General features: G+C 46.3%; 20 protein-coding genes. 16 read left to right on the top strand and 4 right to left on the bottom strand.

What is annotated here, in order from left to right:
* The first annotated feature begins 42 nt into the window (after positions 1-42).
* Positions 43-2787 carry a putative bifunctional diguanylate cyclase/phosphodiesterase gene (locus MH117_RS14115; protein ID WP_239329398.1) on the top strand — a complete coding sequence of 915 codons (2745 nt, stop codon included), beginning with the start codon at positions 43-45 and terminating at the stop codon, positions 2785-2787.
* A gap of 6 nt (positions 2788-2793) precedes the next feature.
* Positions 2794-4110, top strand: coding sequence for an ABC transporter substrate-binding protein (locus MH117_RS14110; RefSeq protein ID WP_239329396.1), 1317 nt, complete (start codon positions 2794-2796; stop codon positions 4108-4110).
* Positions 4111-4231: 121 nt separating this feature from the next.
* Here MH117_RS14110 and MH117_RS14105 read toward each other — a convergent pair whose 3' ends face one another.
* Positions 4232-4708, bottom strand: coding sequence for a MarR family winged helix-turn-helix transcriptional regulator (locus tag MH117_RS14105; RefSeq protein ID WP_239329395.1), 477 nt, complete (start codon positions 4706-4708; stop codon positions 4232-4234).
* A 179-nt stretch (positions 4709-4887) separates the two neighbouring features.
* On the opposite strand from MH117_RS14105, the gene MH117_RS14100 reads away from it, so the two are divergent.
* The 5 genes from MH117_RS14100 to MH117_RS14080 all read left to right on the top strand — a co-directional run bounded on the left by MH117_RS14100 (position 4888) and on the right by MH117_RS14080 (position 9305).
* Entirely contained in the window at positions 4888-5874 is a 987-nt protein-coding gene (locus tag MH117_RS14100; RefSeq protein WP_239329394.1) for an NAD(P)H-quinone oxidoreductase, read from the top strand.
* 143 nt (positions 5875-6017) lie between these two features.
* Positions 6018-6704 carry a glycosyltransferase family 2 protein gene (locus MH117_RS14095; protein WP_239329393.1) on the top strand — a complete coding sequence of 229 codons (687 nt, stop codon included), beginning with the start codon at positions 6018-6020 and terminating at the stop codon, positions 6702-6704.
* A 134-nt stretch (positions 6705-6838) separates the two neighbouring features.
* Positions 6839-7540 carry an ABC transporter ATP-binding protein gene (locus tag MH117_RS14090; protein WP_239329392.1) on the top strand — a complete coding sequence of 234 codons (702 nt, stop codon included), beginning with the start codon at positions 6839-6841 and terminating at the stop codon, positions 7538-7540.
* On the top strand, positions 7537-8814 hold the full coding sequence (locus tag MH117_RS14085) for an ABC transporter permease (protein WP_239329391.1): 1278 nt from the start codon (positions 7537-7539) through the stop codon (positions 8812-8814). Before MH117_RS14090 ends, MH117_RS14085 begins: the two co-directional genes overlap by 4 nt.
* An 83-nt stretch (positions 8815-8897) precedes the next feature.
* Positions 8898-9305, top strand: coding sequence for a DNA/RNA helicase (locus MH117_RS14080; RefSeq protein WP_239329390.1), 408 nt, complete (start codon positions 8898-8900; stop codon positions 9303-9305).
* Between the two features lie 67 nt (positions 9306-9372).
* Here MH117_RS14080 and MH117_RS14075 read toward each other — a convergent pair whose 3' ends face one another.
* The gene (locus MH117_RS14075; protein ID WP_239329389.1) at positions 9373-10629 is read right to left on the bottom strand and encodes a BaiN/RdsA family NAD(P)/FAD-dependent oxidoreductase; all 1257 of its coding nucleotides are present in this window, start codon (positions 10627-10629) and stop codon (positions 9373-9375) included.
* Positions 10630-10824: 195 nt separating this feature from the next.
* Here MH117_RS14075 and MH117_RS14070 point away from each other — a divergent pair, with 195 nt between their 5' ends.
* From MH117_RS14070 to MH117_RS14050, 5 genes are all read left to right on the top strand, one after another.
* The gene (locus MH117_RS14070) at positions 10825-12534 is read left to right on the top strand and encodes a two-component system sensor histidine kinase NtrB (RefSeq protein ID WP_239329388.1); all 1710 of its coding nucleotides are present in this window, start codon (positions 10825-10827) and stop codon (positions 12532-12534) included.
* A 63-nt stretch (positions 12535-12597) separates the two neighbouring features.
* Positions 12598-13398, top strand: coding sequence for a hypothetical protein (locus MH117_RS14065; protein ID WP_239329387.1), 801 nt, complete (start codon positions 12598-12600; stop codon positions 13396-13398).
* Between the two features lie 284 nt (positions 13399-13682).
* Positions 13683-14117: a BrxA/BrxB family bacilliredoxin gene (locus tag MH117_RS14060; RefSeq protein WP_028544686.1), complete on the top strand. Its 435-nt coding sequence runs from the start codon at positions 13683-13685 to the stop codon at positions 14115-14117.
* Positions 14118-14198: 81 nt separating this feature from the next.
* Entirely contained in the window at positions 14199-15008 is an 810-nt protein-coding gene (gene nadE / locus MH117_RS14055; protein ID WP_239329386.1) for an ammonia-dependent NAD(+) synthetase, read from the top strand.
* A gap of 163 nt (positions 15009-15171) precedes the next feature.
* Complete coding sequence (locus MH117_RS14050; protein WP_239329385.1) at positions 15172-15990, top strand: WcbI family polysaccharide biosynthesis putative acetyltransferase; 819 nt, start codon at positions 15172-15174, stop codon at positions 15988-15990.
* Positions 15991-16057: 67 nt separating this feature from the next.
* Here the strand turns inward: MH117_RS14050 and MH117_RS14045 are convergent, their stop codons facing one another.
* On the bottom strand, positions 16058-16480 hold the full coding sequence (locus MH117_RS14045; RefSeq protein WP_239329384.1) for a hypothetical protein: 423 nt from the start codon (positions 16478-16480) through the stop codon (positions 16058-16060).
* A gap of 326 nt (positions 16481-16806) precedes the next feature.
* Positions 16807-17871 carry an alpha/beta fold hydrolase gene (locus tag MH117_RS14040; protein ID WP_239329383.1) on the bottom strand — a complete coding sequence of 355 codons (1065 nt, stop codon included), beginning with the start codon at positions 17869-17871 and terminating at the stop codon, positions 16807-16809.
* A 488-nt stretch (positions 17872-18359) separates the two neighbouring features.
* Between MH117_RS14040 and MH117_RS14035 the strand changes: the two genes are divergently transcribed.
* The 4 genes from MH117_RS14035 to MH117_RS14020 all read left to right on the top strand — a co-directional run bounded on the left by MH117_RS14035 (position 18360) and on the right by MH117_RS14020 (position 21190).
* The gene (locus MH117_RS14035; RefSeq protein WP_239329382.1) at positions 18360-18755 is read left to right on the top strand and encodes a GntR family transcriptional regulator; all 396 of its coding nucleotides are present in this window, start codon (positions 18360-18362) and stop codon (positions 18753-18755) included.
* Positions 18742-19617, top strand: coding sequence for an ABC transporter ATP-binding protein (locus MH117_RS14030; protein WP_239329381.1), 876 nt, complete (start codon positions 18742-18744; stop codon positions 19615-19617). The genes MH117_RS14035 and MH117_RS14030 overlap by 14 nt, the downstream gene beginning before the upstream one ends.
* Positions 19607-20590, top strand: coding sequence for an ABC transporter permease subunit (locus MH117_RS14025; RefSeq protein ID WP_239329380.1), 984 nt, complete (start codon positions 19607-19609; stop codon positions 20588-20590). The genes MH117_RS14030 and MH117_RS14025 overlap by 11 nt, the downstream gene beginning before the upstream one ends.
* A gap of 153 nt (positions 20591-20743) precedes the next feature.
* A complete protein-coding gene (locus MH117_RS14020; protein WP_239329378.1) occupies positions 20744-21190 on the top strand; it encodes a MarR family winged helix-turn-helix transcriptional regulator in 447 nt (148 codons plus the stop codon).
* Positions 21191-21195 lie beyond the last annotated feature (5 nt).

The raw sequence follows: 21195 nt of genomic DNA, 5'->3' as shown, positions 1-21195 counted from the left end.
TATAGATGGAATGCGTTTGACATGTAAAGGAGCATCACCGCTATGCCGCGTACTCTCATGCCTTATCATTCGCTTCGTGCGAGTGTCGTCTGCGCGCTGCTCATCATTCTGGCGGCCATATCCACGCAATACGGCATACAGTATTCATATGGCGCGGAATTTATGATTTGCAGTGCCTTTTTGCTCGTTATTCTTGTGTTGTTTGGCTCTTATTGGGCTGCGAGCTCGGCTCTTGTAGTCAGCTTAGGGCTTTACTTCTTCGGACACGGTTCAATTACGTTGCTGCTGATTGGCCTCGAGTTGATTATGGTCGGATACTTGTACGAACGAAGAAAAGCTCACTTGCTTCTCTGGGACGGGGTGTTTTGGTTTGTTATCGGCGCGCCGTTCGCCACATTATTTTTTTACCTGCAGACTGATATTTATAGCTCCGAAGCACTGCTGCAATATTTTATGTTTGCGATGAATGGCCTGCTTAATGCCTTTATTGCAGATATCATCATCACGTATTTTCCATGGTCAAGGATTATTCCTGACTCGGAGAAGAAGACCGTATCCTTAAGTCAATTACTTACCCACCTCTGTGTTGCAGCCGTATTTATCCCGTTTATGATCAATATGGTGTTGGATAGCCAACAAATGCGTAAAGAGATTGAGACGGATTCGCTTAGTCTGGTAGAAACGCAATCGCGCCTTATGACGGACTGGCTGCAAAATATGAGCCCAAAAGAACAGCAAGGCCTGTATCTGAGCTCCATTATCGAGACTGGGAAAGTAGAAGAGAAGCTGAATAGCTACTCGCTTCACAGCCTGTTGAAGATGGCCGTATACGATGAACAAGACCATGTTGTCGGTTCAACCGATCCGCGCTGGTTCGATTCTATGAACACTTATAGACCACAAGGTGAAATTGATGAGGTTGCTTTAGTCCTTTTAAGTGACAAAGTAACGCGCAGTACAGCCAATCCCAACGTAGATAAGATGTTCTATCGATGGTTGCCGCCAGAACACCAATATGATTATGACACTAGGCGCTGGAATGATGGTTATTATGTGCTGGAGAAGACGATCAGCAATCATCCGGCCCATCGTGTAATGACGTTTATTCCGATCTCGTACTATTTACAGGGTACAATTGAGATGTATCTGAAGAAGTTTTTGACCTTGTTCTTGTTGTGTGCGTTAGCAGGCGGTATTGCCTTGATGGTCACCCGTTATATCACACGTTCTTTAGGCAATTTGAAAGAAATAACGACTGGCATGCCAACGAAGCTGCTTACACAGCAATCGGTCCCGTGGCCTGACAGCAACATTGGAGAAGTGAGGTCACTTGTTCACAACTTCAAGATGATGTCCGAGCGATTGATCGAGATGTTTCGTGAGATGCACCGCATGAATGAGAAATTGCTTGATCAGACCAATATGCTGGAAAAGTCAGAAGAACGACTGCAGCAGCTTGCCTATTACGATACGCTCACCCAACTGCCGAACCGCCACTACTTCTCTATTAATTTGGAGAAGGCGATCAAGGCAGCTGAGATTAAATCCTCGCAAATTGTGCTGTTGTTTATCGATTTGGATCGCTTTAAGCACATTAATGATTCGCTAGGTCATAATGTGGGGGATGCGCTTCTTGTAAGGGTCGCTCAACGACTAAGCGGTTGCATGTCGAAGCTAAGCGGCTCACATATGTGCGCTCGGTTGGGTGGCGATGAGTTTGTGATTGTACTTGAAGACAGCACAAGGCAAGATGCGAAGACGGTTGCACAGCGTATCTTGTCGCACTTTAGCGACAGTTTCTTTGTGTTGGAGTATGAGCTGTATGTATCGCCAGCAATCGGAATAGCGGTCTATCCTCAAGATGGACAAGAGTTCACTACATTGTTGAAACATGCGGATACTGCGATGTACGCAGCTAAGGATCGAGGCGGTCAGACTTACATGTTCTATGATCAGCTCCATCCGGAACAGCTTCCAGAGCGATCCATGCTGGAAAGCGAGCTGCGCAAAGCAATGGAGAGAGATGAGCTGCTGCTCCATTATCAGCCAATTGTAAGTGCTGACGGAGAAGTGACTGCGGTAGAAGTGCTTATACGGTGGAATCACCCGGATCGAGGCTACATCTCACCAGCTCAGTTTATTCCGCTAGCGGAGGAGACAGGTATTATTATTCCTATAGGGGAATGGGTGCTGCGTACAGCTTGCATTCAGCATAATGCCTGGATGGAGACGGGGAATATGCCGTTGTTTGGACTATCCGTTAATGTGTCGCTGAGGCAGTTTTTGAATCATGACTTTGTAGCAATGGTGGACCGAATTTTAAGAGAAACAAGCTTTAATCCGCATCATTTGATCCTAGAGATAACGGAAGGTTACGTGCACAAGCATGTGGAACAAGCTAACTATGTACTCCGACAACTGAAGAAACGTGGAATCCGGATCGCGGTAGACGATTTTGGCACAGGCTACTCCTCTTTAAGCCGATTAAAAACGCTGCCTATCCATGTCCTAAAGATGGACAGGTCATTTGTTCGTCACTTGCAGCATGATCAAGCGAATGCCTCGATTGTACAAGCCGTTATTCAGATCGGGAAAAGCATGAATCTGAAAGTAATGGCTGAGGGTGTAGAGACAATTGAGGAGCTTATCCATTTGAAGTCGCTTCATTGTATGCAATATCAAGGATATCTCATCAGTCCACCGCTTGCAGCGGATGAATTTGCCGCTCGGTTTCATGAGTTTTCGGTTGTAGAAAGGATACTCGGAGCGGCGCAACTTGGGGGTTGAAACGGTATGACTCATGCTAGGTTGTTACGAGGGTATGGTTGGATAGTCGCCTTTATGCTGGTCTTGCTCCTAACAGGATGCAGAACGGAGAAGATTTCGACGATGCCTGTAGAGAATGTCAGTGCTTCAGATGTTCATCCGCCACAAGAACTGACTGTATGGTGTTATGGTGACAGTTGTGCCGATTTTGCAAGCAAGTTTGAACAGGAGAATAAGGGTGTCAAAATTAACGTCAAGCGCTTTACCTACAACGATCATGCCCAGACGTATTTAGATGCAATGGTTAAGGGTAAAGCTCCTGATGTTATGGAAGTAGAGAATACGTTTCTCGGTGAATTTAATGCTATTGAAGGCATCGTTAACCTGCTAGAGGAACCGTTCAGAGCGGATCTGCTAAAGGCTAGCATTGCTCCAGCACTATGGGATGCGACATTATCTTACGACGGCTCCAGACTAATTGCCTTACCCATCGCATCTTCTCCTAGAGTTACGTTCTATCGAAAGGATATTATGGAGAAATACGGCTTCCCATCAGAGCCTGAGGCATTAGGACGCTACATGGAAGACCCCAAGCGATGGCTGAATATGGCCATTAAGCTGCGCAAGGAAGGGATCTTCATTACACAGTGGGATGCCGATCCTTTGGAATTGTACGAGACAACAGTACCCCAATTCGATAGCAGCATGAAATTTAATCGCAATAATGAAGTCATTCGACAGGGGCTTGAGTTGTCCCAAGAGGTTAATCGCAGAGGGCTTGATGCTAATATCGGATTATGGACAGAGCTTGGTGAGCAAGCTTTGCAATCAGGCAAGCTTGCGATGGTATACCTTGGCACATGGGGAGAGCTGCAATTGGAGCAGTGGGCTCCCAAGACAACTGGCTTATGGCGGGTGACACGCTTGCCCTTTAATCTGTATGGTTACTCAGGCTCTACTTCCTTGATGTTATCAGAGCAATCCAAGAATAAGCCGCTTGCGTGGAAATTTATGTACTCCATGTTTATGGGGATGGATGGTAACGCTACGGTGGCCGCTCATTTACCTTCAAGAAAGGCAGTATTAGACCGGAAGTACAGCAGCAATTTCTTAGGGGGACAGTATTCCAACGAGCTGTACATGGATCTGGCTATCAAGATGAGGGAATACAAGCCTACACCGCTTGATGTGGTGGCAAATGAGTGGTTTCGTGTAGCCAAGCTGAAAGCGATTGAATTTAATATGTATCCGGCGACAGCTTTAAAGACGATAAACGACGAGATTAATGTAAAGCTGGAGGAGTCACGACGTATCTTGTTAGCACGTTTAAATAAACGACGATAAGCACAAATGTGAACGAAGAAAAGTTGTACAATCGTCGGCTTGGTAAGCGCTTTGTTTACTAGACTACAATGACGATATAGCCTGAAGAGCCGGTAGTTTATACCGGCTCTCGCTGTTTAGGTTAAGATCCAGGCTTGTTGTTGGTGCATCCGAGTCGTTCAGCTTGCAGACCAAGTTTCTTTAGCAAGGAAATCGCCTGCTGCTTCTCATCCAGCGTAAGGCCGCTCAGTGCCCGACGAAGCATGACAGCTTGGCGTGGAAAGATACGCTCCATCATGTCACGACCGTCTGCTGTTAATTCTGCGAAGATAACACGGCGATCTTTGGCGCTAGGATGACGCTCCAGATAACCATTCCGCTCAAGCTTATCGATGACATACGTAACATTGCCGCTTTGCAGCAACAACTTGGAGCCAATCTGTTGAATGGGCTGCGGGCCTTTATGATAGAGCATTTCAAGTACGGCGAAATCAGTTGGGTTAAAACCTTCATGTTTGCAACCGGCTGCGGAATGATCAGACACACTTTTAAATGCTTTGGAAAATACACGGAACAAATGTAACGATGCTTCTGTTTCTCGGTCAATACGTTCATGCATAGTAATCCCACCTTACTCGAATGGTTACGATTTCATGATAGTACGAAATTAAATTTTGTAACGTAACATTAATCACATTTGTGAAAGATTGAACACAATAAATTTAAACTTTTTTAATTTGTTTGATTTTTGGTCAGATTATGAAAGCAAAATCTCACACCTTGAGGAGGATAATGAGGATGCAAACTAGTATGCAAGCATGTTTAATTGGAAGTGATCATTCCTTATACTGGGGCGACTGGGAAAAGCCAACATGCGGCCCCGATGAATTGTTGGTCCGGATCTATGCAACTGCCGTCAACCGGGCAGACCTGCTTCAGAAACGCGGTAAATACCCAGTGCCACAAGGCGCTTCTCCCATTCTTGGCCTCGAAATGGCCGGCACAGTTGAGGAAGTCGGAGCTAATGTCGTGAATTGGCAGGTTGGTGAGCGCGTAGCAGCGCTTCTCTCAGGTGGGGGATACGCGCAATATGTGGTAATTCCACAAGCTATGGCTATACAGATACCAGATCAATTATCGCTGGAGCAGGCTGCTGGTATTCCTGAAGTATTTCTGACGGCTTATTTGAACGCTTTTAAATTAGGTGGTTTACAAGCGGGGGAACGTATACTTGTGCATGCGGCAGCAAGCGGTGTAGGTACAGCAGCTGTTCAACTGGCTAAAGCTGCAGGTGCTCGTGTTTATGCTACCGCAGGTACAGATGAGAAGGCAGAGGCAGTGAGAAGGCTTGGCGCAGATTGTGTCATGAACTATCATCATCAATCTTTTAAAGACAGAATTCAACAAGAGACAAACGAGCAGGGGGTTCAGCTGATCCTAGATCCTGTTGGTGCCTCTTACTGGAAAGATAATCTGGACAGTTTAGCGTTTGACGGTCGCTTAGTGCTGTATGGAACGTTGGGCGGCTCCAAAATCGAATCATTTGATTTAATGGCAGCAATGCTGAAGCGAATTCATATCATGGGGAGCACATTAAGAGGGCTGCCTCAAACACGCAAGGCAGCATTGACAGCTGATTTTGTCGAGTGGGCAATGCCTATGTTTAAGTCTGGCCAATTACAGCCGATTATTGACTCTGTTTGGGATGCAGAGGAAGTTAATGAAGCTCATGTTCAGATGGAGAGAAACGCCAACATTGGCAAGCTGATCATTTTAACTCCGTGAAGTTAAAATGGTGGCTGGTTTGTTTGATTTGTGATATTTGCATGTGTACTAGGCAATAGTCTGCTCATTATTTGTGCTTGATGAATCTTATATAAGGAACATCATTACCGCAATTGAGCGACTGCGGCAGGGAGCTGGTACTATTGAAATACGTTTTGGGTATATTTTATGTAAATCGTCTGGATTTGTTATATAAGGCACTCTACAGTATTCAGGCGTATTGGCCTAATGTTATCGTAATCGATAATTCATGGAACCACGAGCTCCGATCCGCAGCAGCTATCCCGAAAGAAGTTAGTGTATACGAACCTCCAGTTCCGCTGTCGCACAGTCAATCGCAAAATATGCTTCATTATTGGGGGGCTGAGAAGAACTGCGACTTTGTTATGTATATGCATAGTGATGCCGAAGCTGAAAGTGGTACACCTGAGCTGCTCCTTAAACGTGTCCAGTGTCTGGTAGAGGATGGGACGAAGTGGGGGGCTGCCTATACGTATTTCGACACATTAGCAGTTTTCTCTATGAAGGCCATTAAATCAGTAGGTCCTTGGGATCCGAACTTGCCGATGTATTACTCGGATATTGACTGGTTCAGAAGAATGCGTCTCAGTCACTATGAGCTGATAGAGACATTGCTTCCGGTTAAGCATCATAATGATGGAGCTTCTACTGTGAAATCAGACTTGTACTTGCTGCATTTACACGAGGTGACATTTCCTCTATATCAGGATTATTATATAAGAAAGTGGGGCGGCGGCATGGGGCAAGAGACATATGTCTTAGCGTTTGATCGCTTTCCCCTTAATCCGGTTCCCGAGTACTTGCGCTAATCACTAACGTTTGCTTATATAATAAGCATATCATGAGGTTGGCTTGACTGTGCATGTTGGTTCAAGGCTCAACAGGGGCTCGTCCCTCTCGATAGTGTGGGATATGAGTGGATGGTTATAGAGGAGGATCGTGTATGAGCATACTTAAAGTCAATATGGAGCACGCGGGATACGATGCTCAGGAAATGAAGATCCATCAGATTACATTTGACGTGAAGCCTGGTGAATTAGTAGGCATCATCGGGCCGAATGGAGCCGGGAAGAGCACGGCAATAAAGTCGATACTAGGCATTATGAGGTATGTTAAAGGCAGCGTCAGCTTTGGAGAAGACGGGCGAGGCAAATATGCTTATGTGCCGGAGCAGCCGATCTTGTACGATACGATGACATTGTGGGAACATCTAGAACTGGCAGCCGCCGCCTACGATATGTCCATGGAGCAATTTAAATTACGAGCAGACGAGCTGCTTGCCCGATTTCAACTGAACGATGTCGTTCATCATTATCCGACAAGTTTCTCAAAAGGTATGCAGCAGAAGTTGATGTTAATTATTTCCTTCATGCTGCAGCCTTCACTTTATATTATAGACGAGCCCTTTGTGGGCCTGGACCCGCGGGCAACTAAACGTTTTTTGGACATGCTTCATGAAGAGCGGGTAAGAGGTGCGGGAGTACTGATGAGTACCCACGTGCTCGATACCGCGGAACGAATATGCGACAGGTTTATTCTGATCCATCAAGGGCGAATTGTGGCCCAAGGGACTTTTGAGGAAATAAGAGAACAGAGCGGACTGCCTGCAGGTACGTTGATGGACTGCTTCGAGGTACTGACATGATGCGGCCATGGCCGCTGGCGTACCGACGTTGGCGTTTGAATCTGAACTATCAATGGAACGCGTTGCGTATTGTGATGGATTGGACGGTCATGCTTTATATTATCGTACCAGCCTTGCTGCTCGGATTAAAATTTTATTATAGCTGGTGGACAGATGCAGTTGTTATCCCTCAACAATCATTATTTCAGACATTATGGATTTACCCGTTCTTTGTGACTATTATGATGTCTCGTGTGCGAACGTGGTCGGAAGGCGGGGACATTTTATTCCTTCGTCAGCACCCCGTTTGGTATGAGACATTTGTTCGCTTTGGCCTGTTGGAACTTGCGGTTAGGCAGACCCTGTTGACAGGTGCTCTGACCATTCTTTTATTACCATGGCTTATTCGGGGCTACCATTTTGATACAGCGAGTGTAATTATGTTGTCGCTCCTGGCGGGGTTGATTGGATGTTTGCACGCACTTGTAAGGAATCAGATAACTGTACGCATGAATGGCTGGAAGAGGGTTGTATGGGGATGGATATGGAATGTGGCTATTTTACTTGCCTTTCGATACATAATTATATCCATGCTGTCCTACTTGTTCGCAGGGGCCGCGCTCGCAGGGCTGCTTATCATATGCATTTATATGCTGGCGAGATGGCGTATCCATGTCCGTTATACATTCGATAGAGATGTGGATGTAGAGACAGGCTTCAAGATGAAGCTGACAAGCCTCTTGTTAAAGCAGGCGCTAGGCAAACAACCTAGGCGTAAACGTGGCAAGAAGCCGCTGCTGTTTCCTCATTCAGGGTACTGGAAGCAGCTCAATACGGCGGGTGAACGTATCGGAGCCATCGCTGTTAAGACGATGTGGCGGAGCAGCGTTCATGTCCTTTTTTATTGCCAACTCATTGGAGTGGGTATGATTGCTCTGTTTATTGTGACGCTGAAGGCAGCCTCATTGTTAATGCTGGTCTTTCCGGTGTTGTGTGCTATTTTGGGATACTGGCTGAATTCCTATTGGCGGGAGCTTGTAGGTAGTGAAGTGTGGAAGATGTATACCTTTGATGTGGAACAAGTTCAGATCGGGGCTTCACATTTTGTTAAAGTAAATGGAATATTACCTGGCATGCTCTGGGGAGCTGCTTCAGGCTGGCTGATCTCGCCAGTGGCAGGAATCTTATATATGGCCGGAGGGGCTGTGGTATCTGCCTTTATATCCAATATGGTTATGATGATGCGAGGATATAAGTTAAAGGAAGACATCAAAGTTGAAGCAGAGCAGTCGTGATGATGACCGAGTACAGCAGCATGATCTTTTCCTGATACGGGTATAGTAACAGCAAACAGTATCAAGTAGGAGGAGGGTTTTTCATGGAGCAGGCCGTAATCAGATTTGAATTTAGCGATGCTCACAGCACCGAACTGGCGTATGATACATTGGATGAGCTGGGTTATCATCCCGTTAAGGAGACAGCTGGCAACCAGCTTCATATTCATGTGGAGCGGCAGGATATCACTTCTGCATTGGAGATCGTCGAAGCATATGGCGGTCAGCTGATCGAGCAAGCGGAGATGACTGAAATGAGTATTGTAAACGATGCCTACGGAATGGACATTATCCCGATACCTGCCCATGTGGTGAATGAAGATTGGATACATCATGATGCTTATGTACAGGTTGACCCAAGAGAGGATGACTTGTCCCATCGTGATGAGGAGACGCGGGGCTGGTCGGATGAGGAATCGACTAATCACTTTCAGGGTGGGATTCATCTGTAACTCTTGATAGCCAATAGAGCCGGAGAAATATAGATTTTCCGGCTCTCTGCCTGTTAGAAAGAGATATTTATTTCGCTGCGCTCATTCCGGCTGTATACCCTGTCACAAAGGCGGCAGTAATGTTGTATCCTCCTGTGTAGCCGTGGATATCTAATATTTCACCACAGAAGAATAAGCCAGATGTGAGGCGTGACCCCATCGTTTTGGGATCAAGTTCCTTAAGATGAATACCCCCGCCCGTTACAAATGCTTCTTCTAGAGAGCGTGTTCCGCTAGCCTTTAGCGGAAAAGCTTTAATAAGCTGACACAGGTGCGCCCACTCTTGTTTGGGGATGTGGTCAAATGTTATGGATTCGTCGATGTCAGCCATACTAAGCAGCAGCGCAACCATTCTTTCAGGGACGATCTGCTTTAGAATGTTCTTGACGGCCTTCTTGGGCTCTTGCTTCCATAAGGCAAGTGCATCTTGGCTCAGCATATTGGCAGAAATCTCGGGCTTGAGGTCAATCGTTAGCTGTACCGTTTCTCGGCCAGTGCGTTTTCGTTCTTTAACGACGAACTGACTGCAGCGCAGAGCAGCTGGACCAGACAGTCCGAAGTGGGTGAAGATCAAATCACCTGCATGCTCTACTACTTTTTTGCCCTTCTCATTCCATACAGCAATGTGAATATCTCGTAACGAGAGCCCTTGCAGTACCCGGTCACGAATAAAGGAAGTATTGGACGTTAAGGGAACTTCTGTTGGATATAGCTCCGTTATGGTATGACCTGCAGCTTCTGCCCACGGATACCCGTCACCCGTAGAGCCTGTGTGAGGAACTGACTTGCCGCCGGTAGCAATTACAACGGAATCCGCCCGCAGAAAGGAACCGCTCTTTAGTCGGACACCGCGAACAGCACCGTCCTCATATATGACTTCTTCGACAGGCTCGTTTGCTCGCAGCACCACGCCAAGTCTGACTGCTTCGCCAATGAGTGCATCCACGACAGTTTTGGCTTTGTCCGACACGGGAAACATTCGTCCGTTGTCCTCTTCTTTTAAAGCTATTCCCAAACGCTCAAAGAAAGAAATGATGAGATCCGGGTTAAAATGCTGGAACGCACTATGCAGAAATCGGCCGTTGCCAGGCATATGACGAATGAGCTCATCAAGCGGTTTGTTATTCGTAACGTTACAGCGACCGCCGCCTGAGATTGCCAGTTTGCGCCCTAATTTATCTCCTTTATCAATAAGCAGTACTTTAGCCCCGTGCTCGGCAGCCGAGATCGCGGCCATCAGCCCAGAAGGACCGCCTCCAATGACTATAACTTCAGTTTGTTGCATCGTAATCTCCTTTTACGGTAGTTCGCAATGATTAGCGGTTCTTGTCTTATTGTATCCTTGTCTAGATTGAATGCAACCGCGGTTTAATAAAAAAACACTAAAAGTTAATCGATAACAATTGTTTAACCGGCAGTAGTATGCTTTAATCTAAGCTACAGAGGAAGAAATAACCAATTTAATATGGAGGAGTAGTGTATGTTTGTCGCTTTAAAGGAGACCGTATTGCAAGTTTTTATCGCCTACATACCCGCTTTTTCCTGCCAACTTTATACGATGAAACCAGAGCGTATATCCAAGGCCCATATCAATATAGGAGTTTTTTCGTCCATTTCTGTTCTGCTATGTATGATGTTGTCGTTTTATTATTTTTCAGAGACAGCGCAGCCTTTTGATTTTAGGTTAATACCCTACATGCTTGGTATTCTTTATGGGGGGTATCGTATCGGTGCCCTCGTATCTGCGCTTTATTTCTTTATGCTGCTCGGTTTTCCGGAAGCTTACTTTTCACACGCTTTGTGGAGCGATGCCCTTGTTTACTTAACGCCATTTTTATTTATGTATGTGAATAAGTTTCGTCATTCAAGCGCCCGACATCGGATGATGATCGTAATGAATTTTGCATTGCTTGGTATGGCTCTATATTTGATTCATTATGTATATGTCTTGTGGGATAGTCGAATTAAGCTAGAAATGGACGTGTTCCTATTTATGGCGATGTTCGGTGCTGTATTTTTGTTGGCAGCGTGTACCGTTGTGCATTTTATTGAGAGTACGCGAGAGAAGGCTTATTTACAGCAGAGCTACTTATCTATATGGCGGCAGTATAGACAGGAGGCGCAGAAGCTGCATCAGGTAATTGATGCGACGCCATTAGGTGTCATCGCGGTTGACGCTAACGCTCGTATTACGGCGGTTAATCAATCGCTGCTCCATACACTGCGTCAAATTAATCCGCATTATGATGCCTCGAATATAATCGGGCAAGAGTATGGGAAGTATTTTGCCGATAATCAATTTTGGGAAACGGACAATCTGCTAGTATACCGAGTACTGTGTGGTGAGTCGATGCAAAGCGAAATGCTCACAGTAGGCGAACGGACTTATCTGACTCGTGCGTCATCGATGCGTAATCAAGAAACCGGGGAAATAGTAGGCGCCGTTGGGATGATGCACGACATTACGGAGCTCGTGCAGCTGCGGGCTGAGATGGGCAATATGGAACGCTTAAGCCTGGTTGGACAAATGGCTGCCAGTATTACACATGAGATACGTAATCCGATGGCGGTTGTGCGTGGGTTTATTCAGTTAATGAAACAGAAAAGTCCAGGGCACCTTGAAGACTACTACACAATAGTCATGGAGGAGCTGGATCGTGCAAACAGTATTATTAATGACTTTTTGTCGCTTGCGCAGAATCGAATTGTCGAGAAGGAAAGTATCTATTTACATGAATTGATTATGAATATTTCACCTCTCTTGTGGGCTGACGCGAACTTGCGCGGACAAGAAATCCAGTTGGAACTCGCAGAGGAACTGCCCCCACTCTTATTAAATCCGAAGGAAATGAAGCAGTTGCTGCTGAACCTAGCACGAAATGGCATGGAGGCGATGACTGATAAAGGGATATTAACGATAGTAACAAGATATTGCAACGGTCATATTGAACTGCTGGTTCAGGATACCGGAACGGGAATTCCTAAAGCAGTTGTGGACAAGCTGTTCGAACCTTTTTATACAACCAAGGCAAAAGGCACCGGCTTGGGCCTGCCATTGTGCTTAAGCATTGTAGAACGACACGAGGGTGTGATTCGGGTAGAAACAAAGGAAGGTGCAGGGACGACTTTTATTGTAGCTTTTAAAGCCGAGGCCAACGAACAGGATATCATCACTTCTGCTGCTGTATAACAAGGCATGTATTGCCCTAATTATGGTAGTATAAAGGCATATATACGTTAGCGGAGGTCATCAATGGAGGTCATTCAGCTTGGTTCGTTCACATTGCAATGGAGTATGCTTGTGCTGCTCGTCAGTTTTGTCTTCGGGATAGTAGCGATCGCGTTGCGCCTAAAGATGGAGAATGTCCCTGTGAAGCCTTGGACAGAGTGGGCAGGAACTATTCTCGTATGTATATTGTTAAATGAAAAATTCGGTTACTTATGGGACTCGCCGTCCATTATATGGAACCAGACCAAAGCGTTACTTTTTTTAAGCGGCACATCTGTTAATGGCAACGTTCTGTTAGGTATCGGTCTGGTGGCTTGGACCATTACTTATATCCGCAAGCATCAGTTAAGTTACGGCTTACTGTCGGATGTAGCGGCACATGGCTTGCTGATGGGACTTGCCGTATATGGTTTTATGTATGCCTATTCGGGTACGCCAGCTCCTTATTTGACGCCGCTCCCTTTGCCTGCGGTCATGGCTGTTGCGCTGCCGCCGTTTGAATCAATCATGAGTTTGCTGCTGCTCCTGGGGCTATGGCTGCGCAAGCGGGAGATGGGCAGCTATGCAGATGCCCAGTTATCCGCACTTGCAGCCGGTGTCATTGGCATGCTTATGTCCTATATGTATCCAGATGACGAGCGAATGTTTGGCTTATCTATACTGCAGTGGGTGTCCGTTGCATTACTTGCTGCATCCTACTTTATTACACGGGCGTGCGAGCGAGTAGAAGCTGTTCGCGTGCAATCTGAGACCACTATCGAAGATTTTCCACGGCCTCTTGGGGAACAAGAGGCAGCAGATGGGAATAGCGGAAAAATCGGATAATCCGTCTATAGCGAGCACATAATAGCTGAGACTATATGACGGAAAGGAGGCTATCCGATATGACCCAAGACTCCAAGGAACAACAGCAGCAAGCAAATCGCAGCACGAAGGCAAATGGCGGCTCAGGCGACAAGAAGCTGAATGGACCTAACCGTCCATCAACGTAAGTGTTAGTAGTTGGCTTCCTTCTCTTGCTTTTCACTCCTGAGCATGGTTACAATATTACCGATAGGTAACGATGAGGGCGTTCTATCGGATTATATTTCATTTAGGAGTGAATGCGGATGTCAATGTCATTTGAGCAATATATGCAGGATATGGTTCAACCGATGCGTGAGGAATTGACAAGAGCGGGTATTGTCGAACTTCGCACAGCAGCAGAAGTGGAAGAGAAGCTTCCAACAGCAAAGGGCACTTCGTTGGTAGTTGTGAACTCGGTATGCGGCTGCGCAGCTGGTCAATGCCGCCCAGGTGTTCGTAAGGCATTGGAGAATGACGTTACACCAGATCATTTGTTTACCGTATTTGCTGGGCAAGACAAAGAAGCAACAGCTAAGGCGCGTGAATATTTTGCGCCATATCCACCGTCTTCTCCTTCAATCGCACTGATGAAGGATGGCGAACTGGTCCATTTTATCGAGCGTCTTAGCATTGAGAACCGTTCAGCAGAAGAGATTGCTGCAGAATTGTCAGCTGCATTTGATCGTCATTGCCGCTAAGCGCAGCCCAGCGCTTATACCCCGCGCATCGTTTGCATGCGCGGGGATTTTTGCACCATGCACATGGAGGGAGTATGACAGATGAGCTTACAAGAAGAGATTGTAAAGCGTTTTGGCGTGCAGCCTCAGATCGATGAGGCGACAGAAGTACGGAAACGTGTTGATTTTCTGAAACAGTATGTGAAGCAATCGGGAACGTCAGGTCTGTTAATCGCGATTAGCGGGGGAATTGATAGTGCTGTGGCTGCGGCGCTCTGCAAGCAGGCGACAGATGAGTTAGCTGCGGAGAGCGGTCAGCCTTACATGACTCTCGGCGTATTTCAGCCTTACGGTGAACAGGTTGATATTGCAGACAGTTATGCGGTTGCGGAAGCCTTTAAGCTTCAGCATACAGTAGAGACCAACGTACAAGATGCCGTAAACGAAATTGCCCTGGAGACAGAGCAGGCGTTTAAGCAGCTAGGCAATTATCGTCATATTAGCATTCCTGGCAAAGGCAACGTGAAAGCACGGATTCGTATGGTGACACAATATGCGCTTGCTTTTGACCTGAATCTGCTTGTGGTAGGTACTGATCATGCCTCTGAGGCTTTAACGGGCTTCTATACGAAGTGGGGGGACGGGGCTGTAGATATTACGCCATTATCTTCTCTTAATAAGCGTCAAGTTCGTCAATTGGCTCGTTATGTCGGCGTACCAAGCAGTGTGATCGACAAAGCACCTACTGCTGGATTGTGGGAAGGCCAGACAGATGAGAAAGAGTTGGGCATTACATACGATGAAAATAGCGATTATCTGGAAGGCAAACCGGTCAGCGATGAAGCTCGTGAGAAGATAGAGCGTCAATATCGCAAGACAGAGCATAAGCGTTCTGCAATTCCAGGAATCTAATAGTATTGAGATCGTTATGGCAAATGGGGGTCGTCCAGTCTTCATGTGAGACTAGCAGACGCCCCATTTATGTTATAAGGCCTTATATCTCGTACCTCCTATTGACTTGTTCATATAATATGAAGAGTGCAAGTTGGATCAGCCTTGTATTAGGAGGTGCAGGATGAAACGGTGTATCATCTACAGCAATTGCCACGCCAAGCCATTACGCCAGTATTTAGAAACCTCGCTCACTTTTAATCGGAACTATCAGCTGGTGGATATTCCTTTTATTCAGGACTGTCCACGTACAGGATTAGCGCCTGAGCTGCTACACAGCTGCGATTTGTTTATTTATATGCGTACGAGTGACGCATTTGGTCCTTACTTGTCAACGGATTATTTGCTTAGTCAATTGCCAGAACACTGCGTGTCTATTAGTATAGGCAACAGCTTTTTTACCCCCTACTATCCCCAATTTACTGCTAATAACAAGGAACCGGAGTTTGCCTATGGGGATCAAAACATAATTCGTATGCTGTGTGAGGGAAAGAGCAGGCAAGCGATTATCAATCTAGTATCCGATGAGGATTTCTATACGGAATCAGAGCTAGAGCGGCTGTATGCCGATTTTATGTACAGCTTTAGAATAAGAGAGATAGGTCTTGATATTCCGATTTCCCCATTTATAGAAACCTACTACCAACAGTTCCACCTATTTAGTACAATATGTCATCCGCGAAGTGATATTTTAAGGGCAATCGCCAAGAACATACTTCAAGGTATCGGCATTTCGCAGTATGAGATTTCGCCCTACGTCAACGGTGGGGACTTTACGGACCTGATCTCTCCTATTTATCCAGCTGTAGTCAAACATTTAAAGCTTCAATTTGCCTCAGGTAATGCTCCAATCTATGCGTTCAATTACACGCAACTTAATTTTGAACAATATATGCATCATTATATTACTTATCACCAGGGGCAACTGGCGATTCGGGACTAAAGCATAACAAATAGGCTCTATGTAAAGGAAATTCAGAGAGCCTATTATTAGAGCCGATTCTCACAGGTTACAAAGCAGCCGCGTGCGGGACGTCGGATGAGCCATTCCAGAATAACTCCTCTAGACGCGGCTTGTGGCCTGGGATCACTGCGCACTGTTGGCGAAGCAGCATCATTAACTTCATGCAGGCTTGTTCCAGCACTGCTTCTGTGGAGGCGATAACGAGCAGTCCTTTCTCCGGTGAGAAGGTGATCAAGATTTCGTCTTCCGCAAGATCCCTCTTGAGTCGAAATGGCGAATCCTGATGCTTCAATTGAGCTGTCGTGCTTATTTGAATCGTCTCTTTAGGGGAGAGTGCTATCTCGATAAATGGAGTATGAGAAATTCGAACAGGATTTAATGTAAGCGTTGTCAATATATGCTGCAATTGATGGATGGTAGTGGGAATGCGTCCTGCTAATGGGGACGCGGCAATTATCGTCATGCCCATCGTGACTTCTCCTCGCTTTCTGCTTGCTCGATTGAGTAGATCTTCATCTTAGCTGTCTCATGATAGACATTCATAAGATTATCCGTATTCTAACAGATTACATCAGAACCGCAAGCGACAGATTTGTGACGGGATGAGCTATTCTCACGAAACTCATGGCTGCGGTTCTGATAAGTGAAGCGCCTTGCGCCGTATCTTCAATCGTTTGTCAGTCGTGCGAAAGAAGGCCAGCTTTATATATGATGGTGCCAATTGATGCTGGTATGGCGAGGATGGTTTGGCAAGCACCCGAAGTCAAAGCTTCCAATAAGCTAAAAACATCAGCATTACGCCTGCAACTGCTCACGTATCCATGTGGCTGTGGTCTGTATAGCATCATCCAGCGCATCCGTTGCACCTGCAAAAGGATGAACCGCATTAAAGGTATGTCCTGCGTCCTGTACAGTATGCCAACTCGCCTGGGCATAATGCTCTACAATTCGAGCAGAGCCGTCACGGAAGCCTGGCAGGTCATCAGAACCTTGAACGAGCAGCAGCGGGAAGGAGGCACTGGATATACGACCGATCAAGTCGTACCGTGCCCGGTTCAGCTCTAGATCGTGCAGCACGACGGCATCCAGGGGAAGTGCTTCGCCAGTACGCGCGTTTATGACTTGCGAGCGGCCAGTACGTCGTAGTTCTTCTTTTTGCGCTTCGGAATAGAGATCCATGTTCGTAACCCCATTCCATGATATGACACCGGTTAGCTCGGTTGGATGGTCCAGGGCGTACAGGATAGCCGTTGCACCACCGCGACTGTGGCCTAGGACGAATATAGGGGCGTCTTCCAGCGAGTTGTCTGTACGAATTGCTGAAGGGACTTTTAGGGCCTGACTGTTTTGATTGGTCGAGAAATTAGCTTCCTGTTCGATATTTATGTGGTCAGACTCTAAATTGGAAGTGTTGGATCTTGCTGAGCTTTGGGCTGTGTGAACAGTAAATGAACTTGTGCTCCTAACCCCTGATGCAGTCGAATTCGCCTTAGCATGTTCAAGTGAGTTGTTGAATTCGTCAGAACGAATGAGGGCTAAAAGTGCTGTTAGATCTTCTTGCTCATATGTATACGTATTAATGGCAAATTTCTCAGGTTCGCTAAAGGTCAGCAGATCGCTGCCAATACCGTTATGGGAGAAATTAAAGCATACAGTCATAAGACCTGTCTTCTCAGCGAGCTGTGCGGCCGTGTGCGGAAAAAAGCCCCAGTCTTTAAAACCTTTGAAACCATGACAGATAATTAGTACGCCCGATTGCGGAGCGTCCCCCAAACTTAAGTGGGGCACAAAGACGTCTCCTCTAATTATTCTTACGAGCGGCTCTTCGGGATTCATATCCAGCTGAAAAGAATAATGCATAATAAACTCCTCCTTGAGCGTTTTGTAGACAGCTGCTAGCGTAAACGTGATGATTACGAAGATTGTATCACAGTTGTAGGTAAGCGACCCATTTTGGGTGGAGAAACGGAATTGACAATAGTAAGTTGTATATGTATTATGTGTATTAAGTGTACTATTATATATAATACACAAAGGTGTGAACAATTTCTTCATTGTTTCAGCAGTATTAAGAAAGATATACATATGCTGCTTCTAGTCGGGTAGGAAGGCTCAAGCTTTGAATAGATTCAATAGGTAGGCTAGGGTGACCATCTGTACAAACAGATTCAAAAGATAGACCCGAGTCGTCTGTACAAATGGATTCAACCGAAAGTGCATGAGCTCTCGCAAGCAAGATGGTGAGATGGCGGTAGAAGTAGAGTAAGAGAAAGCAAGCATGCAGGTAGAAGAGAAATAGTGTGTGAGAAGTAGTTAAAGCAAGTATGGTGCAAGAGAGGAGGCAGCGCATGATTCGTCTTCAAGAGCGTGGCACAACCCCTATCTATGAGCAGATTGTGGAACAGATTAAGGCATTGATTGCTAAAGGAGCGATGAAGACAGGAGAGAAGGTGCCGTCCGTAAGGGAACTATCATCGATTCTGCTTATTAATCCGAATACGGTCAGCAAAGCTTATCAAGAGCTGGAACGACAGGGAGTCATTCAGACGATACGAGGGAAAGGTACTTTTGTAGCGGAGCCTGATGCTCCACGTATGGCGGCAGAGCGAATTGAGGTGTTACATGAAGAGGTGCGGCGCATAACGGTGGAAGCCAAGCATCTCGGCTTAAAGAGAGAAGAATTTGTACAGATGATTACACGGGAATGTAATTTTTTATGGGGGGATGGACATGCTGCGGATTGAATCCGTACATAAGAAGATTGATGACAAGCAGGTGCTGTCCGGTGTGTCGTTACATATTCAACCGGGTACGATTATCGGCTTGATTGGGCGCAACGGGACTGGTAAGACCACTTTGATGCGTACGATCGTGGGTATTTATGATCCAGAGCAAGGACAAGTCATGATCGATGACATCAACGTACATAAGCTTGCACAATCGAAAAGAGATATTGTTTTTATTCCGGATTCTCCAATAGCTCTAGAAGGGTACACGCTCCAGCAGTGTGCTCAACTGTTCGGCAGCATTTATCCGAACTTCGACGGCTTTTTCTTTCATGAAGCTATGGAACGGTTTCATTTGCCAGTCAACAAGCCTGTGCGGTCCTTATCAAAAGGGATGAAGATGCTGTTCAGCACGGCATTGGGTCTTGCGACACGAGCACGTGTAATTATGCTTGATGAGCCGACAAATGGAGTAGATGCGGTGGCCAAGAAGCATTTGCTTGCGCTGATCATGGAATCGGTCACACCAGACAGCGCCATTCTGATCTCGTCTCATATGCTCCATGAGTTGGATCGCATCGCAGATACAGTTGTGCTGCTGCGTGATGGACGGACTGATGAGCAGTGGGCGCTTGAGGACTTGCGCAGTCAAGTACGCAAACTGCAGATTGTGTTCACCGAGCATGAGCCTCCGGCTTGGCTTCAGCAAGAGCAAGTATATGTGCTTCAACAGGTAGGGCGTGTCTTTACGGTGCTCATTGAGTCGGAGGAACTGTATGGCACATTGCGGCAGCAAGATACGCTGCTAATCGAGGAGCTTCCGCTTACATTGGAAGATTGGTTCAGTTGGAAGTCGGGAGGTGACGGGGATGTGGCGTAAATGGTTTCCCTCAGGGCTGTGGGCAAAGGAGCTGCGACAGGTCAGGCTTATGATGTGGGCGATGCTGGTGATGGGGCTGTTTGTATTGCCGATTCCACATATGAATAAATGGCTGTTAGACTCCTCTGATCAAGTGGAGGCAGCACTTACATTTATACAAGCTCATGGCATGGATTATGATGAATACAGCTTCATTAGTCTGCGAGTAATATTATGTCTGTTAGCTGCTATACTTGCTATTTGGCAGCTTGGGTTTGAACGACGCTCTGGTATTCAAGAGTTTACATTGTCTCTTCCCTATTCCCGCATTCAAATTTTCACGACGAAGTTTCTGGTGGGAGTGAGTTTTATTACGATTGCGGTACTCGTTAACGTCATCATGGATGTAGTTGTGCTTAGTACCTCAGTTGTCCAGCCTTACTTACAATGGGGCAGTTACATCAACAAGGCTATAGTCTGTTTACTTGTGGTGTACTCTGCATATGCAGTATCCTTATTTATCGGTACCATTAGCGGGAGCTGGGTGTCTCAGCTTGTTTTTTCCTTTGTGATGCTGCTCGTACCGTATTTTTTAGTGCTGCAGTTCCAAAAGCTGATCTCTGCATTTGGAATTTTTCATGACAGCTATTATCAAATTGAAAATTTTTTGCCGGATATCAATAAGTGGTTAGTCGACTATTATGAAAATTATAGTTGGTTCAGCCTGTTGCTGCTAACCGTGCTAGCACTTGTGGGAGGTTTATACGCCTACTCTAGGAATCGTGCTGAAAATAACGGCAAGCTCGTTATTTTCCCAGTGTGGGAGACCGTGCTTAAGATCGGCTTTACGCTATGTGTGGCACTGCTCGGCGGCTCATTCTGCTACGAGAGCATTTACCGGGGACGGATCGGGTATACGATCGGGTTCGCGGTGGCGGGGCTGATAGGCTATGTTATCATTAAGACGTTATCACGTATGAAGATAAAGTTGTAATTCAATTGACAGGCGAGGGCCCAAACAGGCTCTCGTCTTTTTTACTTATTTGAAGCATGCAATATCATTTCTATTTTGAATTGAGGATTGACACGCGACAGAATGAGGTCTACCTTATTTATTAGTCGACTAAATAAATGAGGGGCTATGTATATGGATATATATCAATCCGAATCGCTGACGCATATCATGATGCATGTTATGAAGCTTCACCGCCGCACGCTGCATGATTTGACACAGGATGTTGAGGTATACCCGGGCCAGCCGCCGTTGTTGTTCCGTCTTGCAGATGAAGATGGGCAGAGTCAGAACGAATTGGCGCAGAAGCTGCGTGTACAGCCGGCAACCTTAACAGTTATGATCACGCGGATGGAGAAGACAGGTCTTGTGGAACGAAGACAAGATGAGCAGGATCATCGTTTGTCGCGCGTATTCCTGACGGACAAAGGACGCTGCGCCGCTGGGGTGCTGAAGGAAACGCTGCAGACGTTGGAGCAGCAGTGTTTTGAAGGCTTTTTGCAGGAAGAGAAGCTTCTGTTTCGCCGAATGCTGCTGCATATGTACGGAAATCTGAATCGAATCGTGCAGGAAGATCGTTAGTCGGC

Source organism: Paenibacillus sp. ACRRX (assembly GCF_022346885.1).
Lineage (GTDB): Bacteria > Bacillota > Bacilli > Paenibacillales > Paenibacillaceae > Paenibacillus_B.
This window is presented reverse-complemented; position numbering and strand designations above follow the sequence as displayed.

Excerpts from the sequence above, each read along its gene's own strand:
- MH117_RS14115 (WP_239329398.1), top strand. The coding sequence starts at position 43 with ATGCCGCGTACTCTCATGCCTTATCATTCGCTTCGTGCGAGTGTCGTC.
- MH117_RS14110 (WP_239329396.1), top strand. The coding sequence starts at position 2,794 with ATGACTCATGCTAGGTTGTTACGAGGGTATGGTTGGATAGTCGCCTTT.
- MH117_RS14105 (WP_239329395.1), bottom strand. The coding sequence starts at position 4,708 with ATGCATGAACGTATTGACCGAGAAACAGAAGCATCGTTACATTTGTTC.
- MH117_RS14100 (WP_239329394.1), top strand. The coding sequence starts at position 4,888 with ATGCAAACTAGTATGCAAGCATGTTTAATTGGAAGTGATCATTCCTTA.
- MH117_RS14090 (WP_239329392.1), top strand. The coding sequence starts at position 6,839 with ATGAGCATACTTAAAGTCAATATGGAGCACGCGGGATACGATGCTCAG.
- MH117_RS14085 (WP_239329391.1), top strand. The coding sequence starts at position 7,537 with ATGATGCGGCCATGGCCGCTGGCGTACCGACGTTGGCGTTTGAATCTG.
- MH117_RS14080 (WP_239329390.1), top strand. The coding sequence starts at position 8,898 with ATGGAGCAGGCCGTAATCAGATTTGAATTTAGCGATGCTCACAGCACC.
- MH117_RS14075 (WP_239329389.1), bottom strand. The coding sequence starts at position 10,629 with ATGCAACAAACTGAAGTTATAGTCATTGGAGGCGGTCCTTCTGGGCTG.
- MH117_RS14070 (WP_239329388.1), top strand. The coding sequence starts at position 10,825 with ATGTTTGTCGCTTTAAAGGAGACCGTATTGCAAGTTTTTATCGCCTAC.
- MH117_RS14065 (WP_239329387.1), top strand. The coding sequence starts at position 12,598 with ATGGAGGTCATTCAGCTTGGTTCGTTCACATTGCAATGGAGTATGCTT.
- MH117_RS14060 (WP_028544686.1), top strand. The coding sequence starts at position 13,683 with ATGTCAATGTCATTTGAGCAATATATGCAGGATATGGTTCAACCGATG.
- nadE (WP_239329386.1), top strand. The coding sequence starts at position 14,199 with ATGAGCTTACAAGAAGAGATTGTAAAGCGTTTTGGCGTGCAGCCTCAG.
- MH117_RS14050 (WP_239329385.1), top strand. The coding sequence starts at position 15,172 with ATGAAACGGTGTATCATCTACAGCAATTGCCACGCCAAGCCATTACGC.
- MH117_RS14045 (WP_239329384.1), bottom strand. The coding sequence starts at position 16,480 with ATGGGCATGACGATAATTGCCGCGTCCCCATTAGCAGGACGCATTCCC.
- MH117_RS14040 (WP_239329383.1), bottom strand. The coding sequence starts at position 17,871 with ATGCATTATTCTTTTCAGCTGGATATGAATCCCGAAGAGCCGCTCGTA.
- MH117_RS14035 (WP_239329382.1), top strand. The coding sequence starts at position 18,360 with ATGATTCGTCTTCAAGAGCGTGGCACAACCCCTATCTATGAGCAGATT.
- MH117_RS14030 (WP_239329381.1), top strand. The coding sequence starts at position 18,742 with ATGCTGCGGATTGAATCCGTACATAAGAAGATTGATGACAAGCAGGTG.
- MH117_RS14025 (WP_239329380.1), top strand. The coding sequence starts at position 19,607 with ATGTGGCGTAAATGGTTTCCCTCAGGGCTGTGGGCAAAGGAGCTGCGA.
- MH117_RS14020 (WP_239329378.1), top strand. The coding sequence starts at position 20,744 with ATGGATATATATCAATCCGAATCGCTGACGCATATCATGATGCATGTT.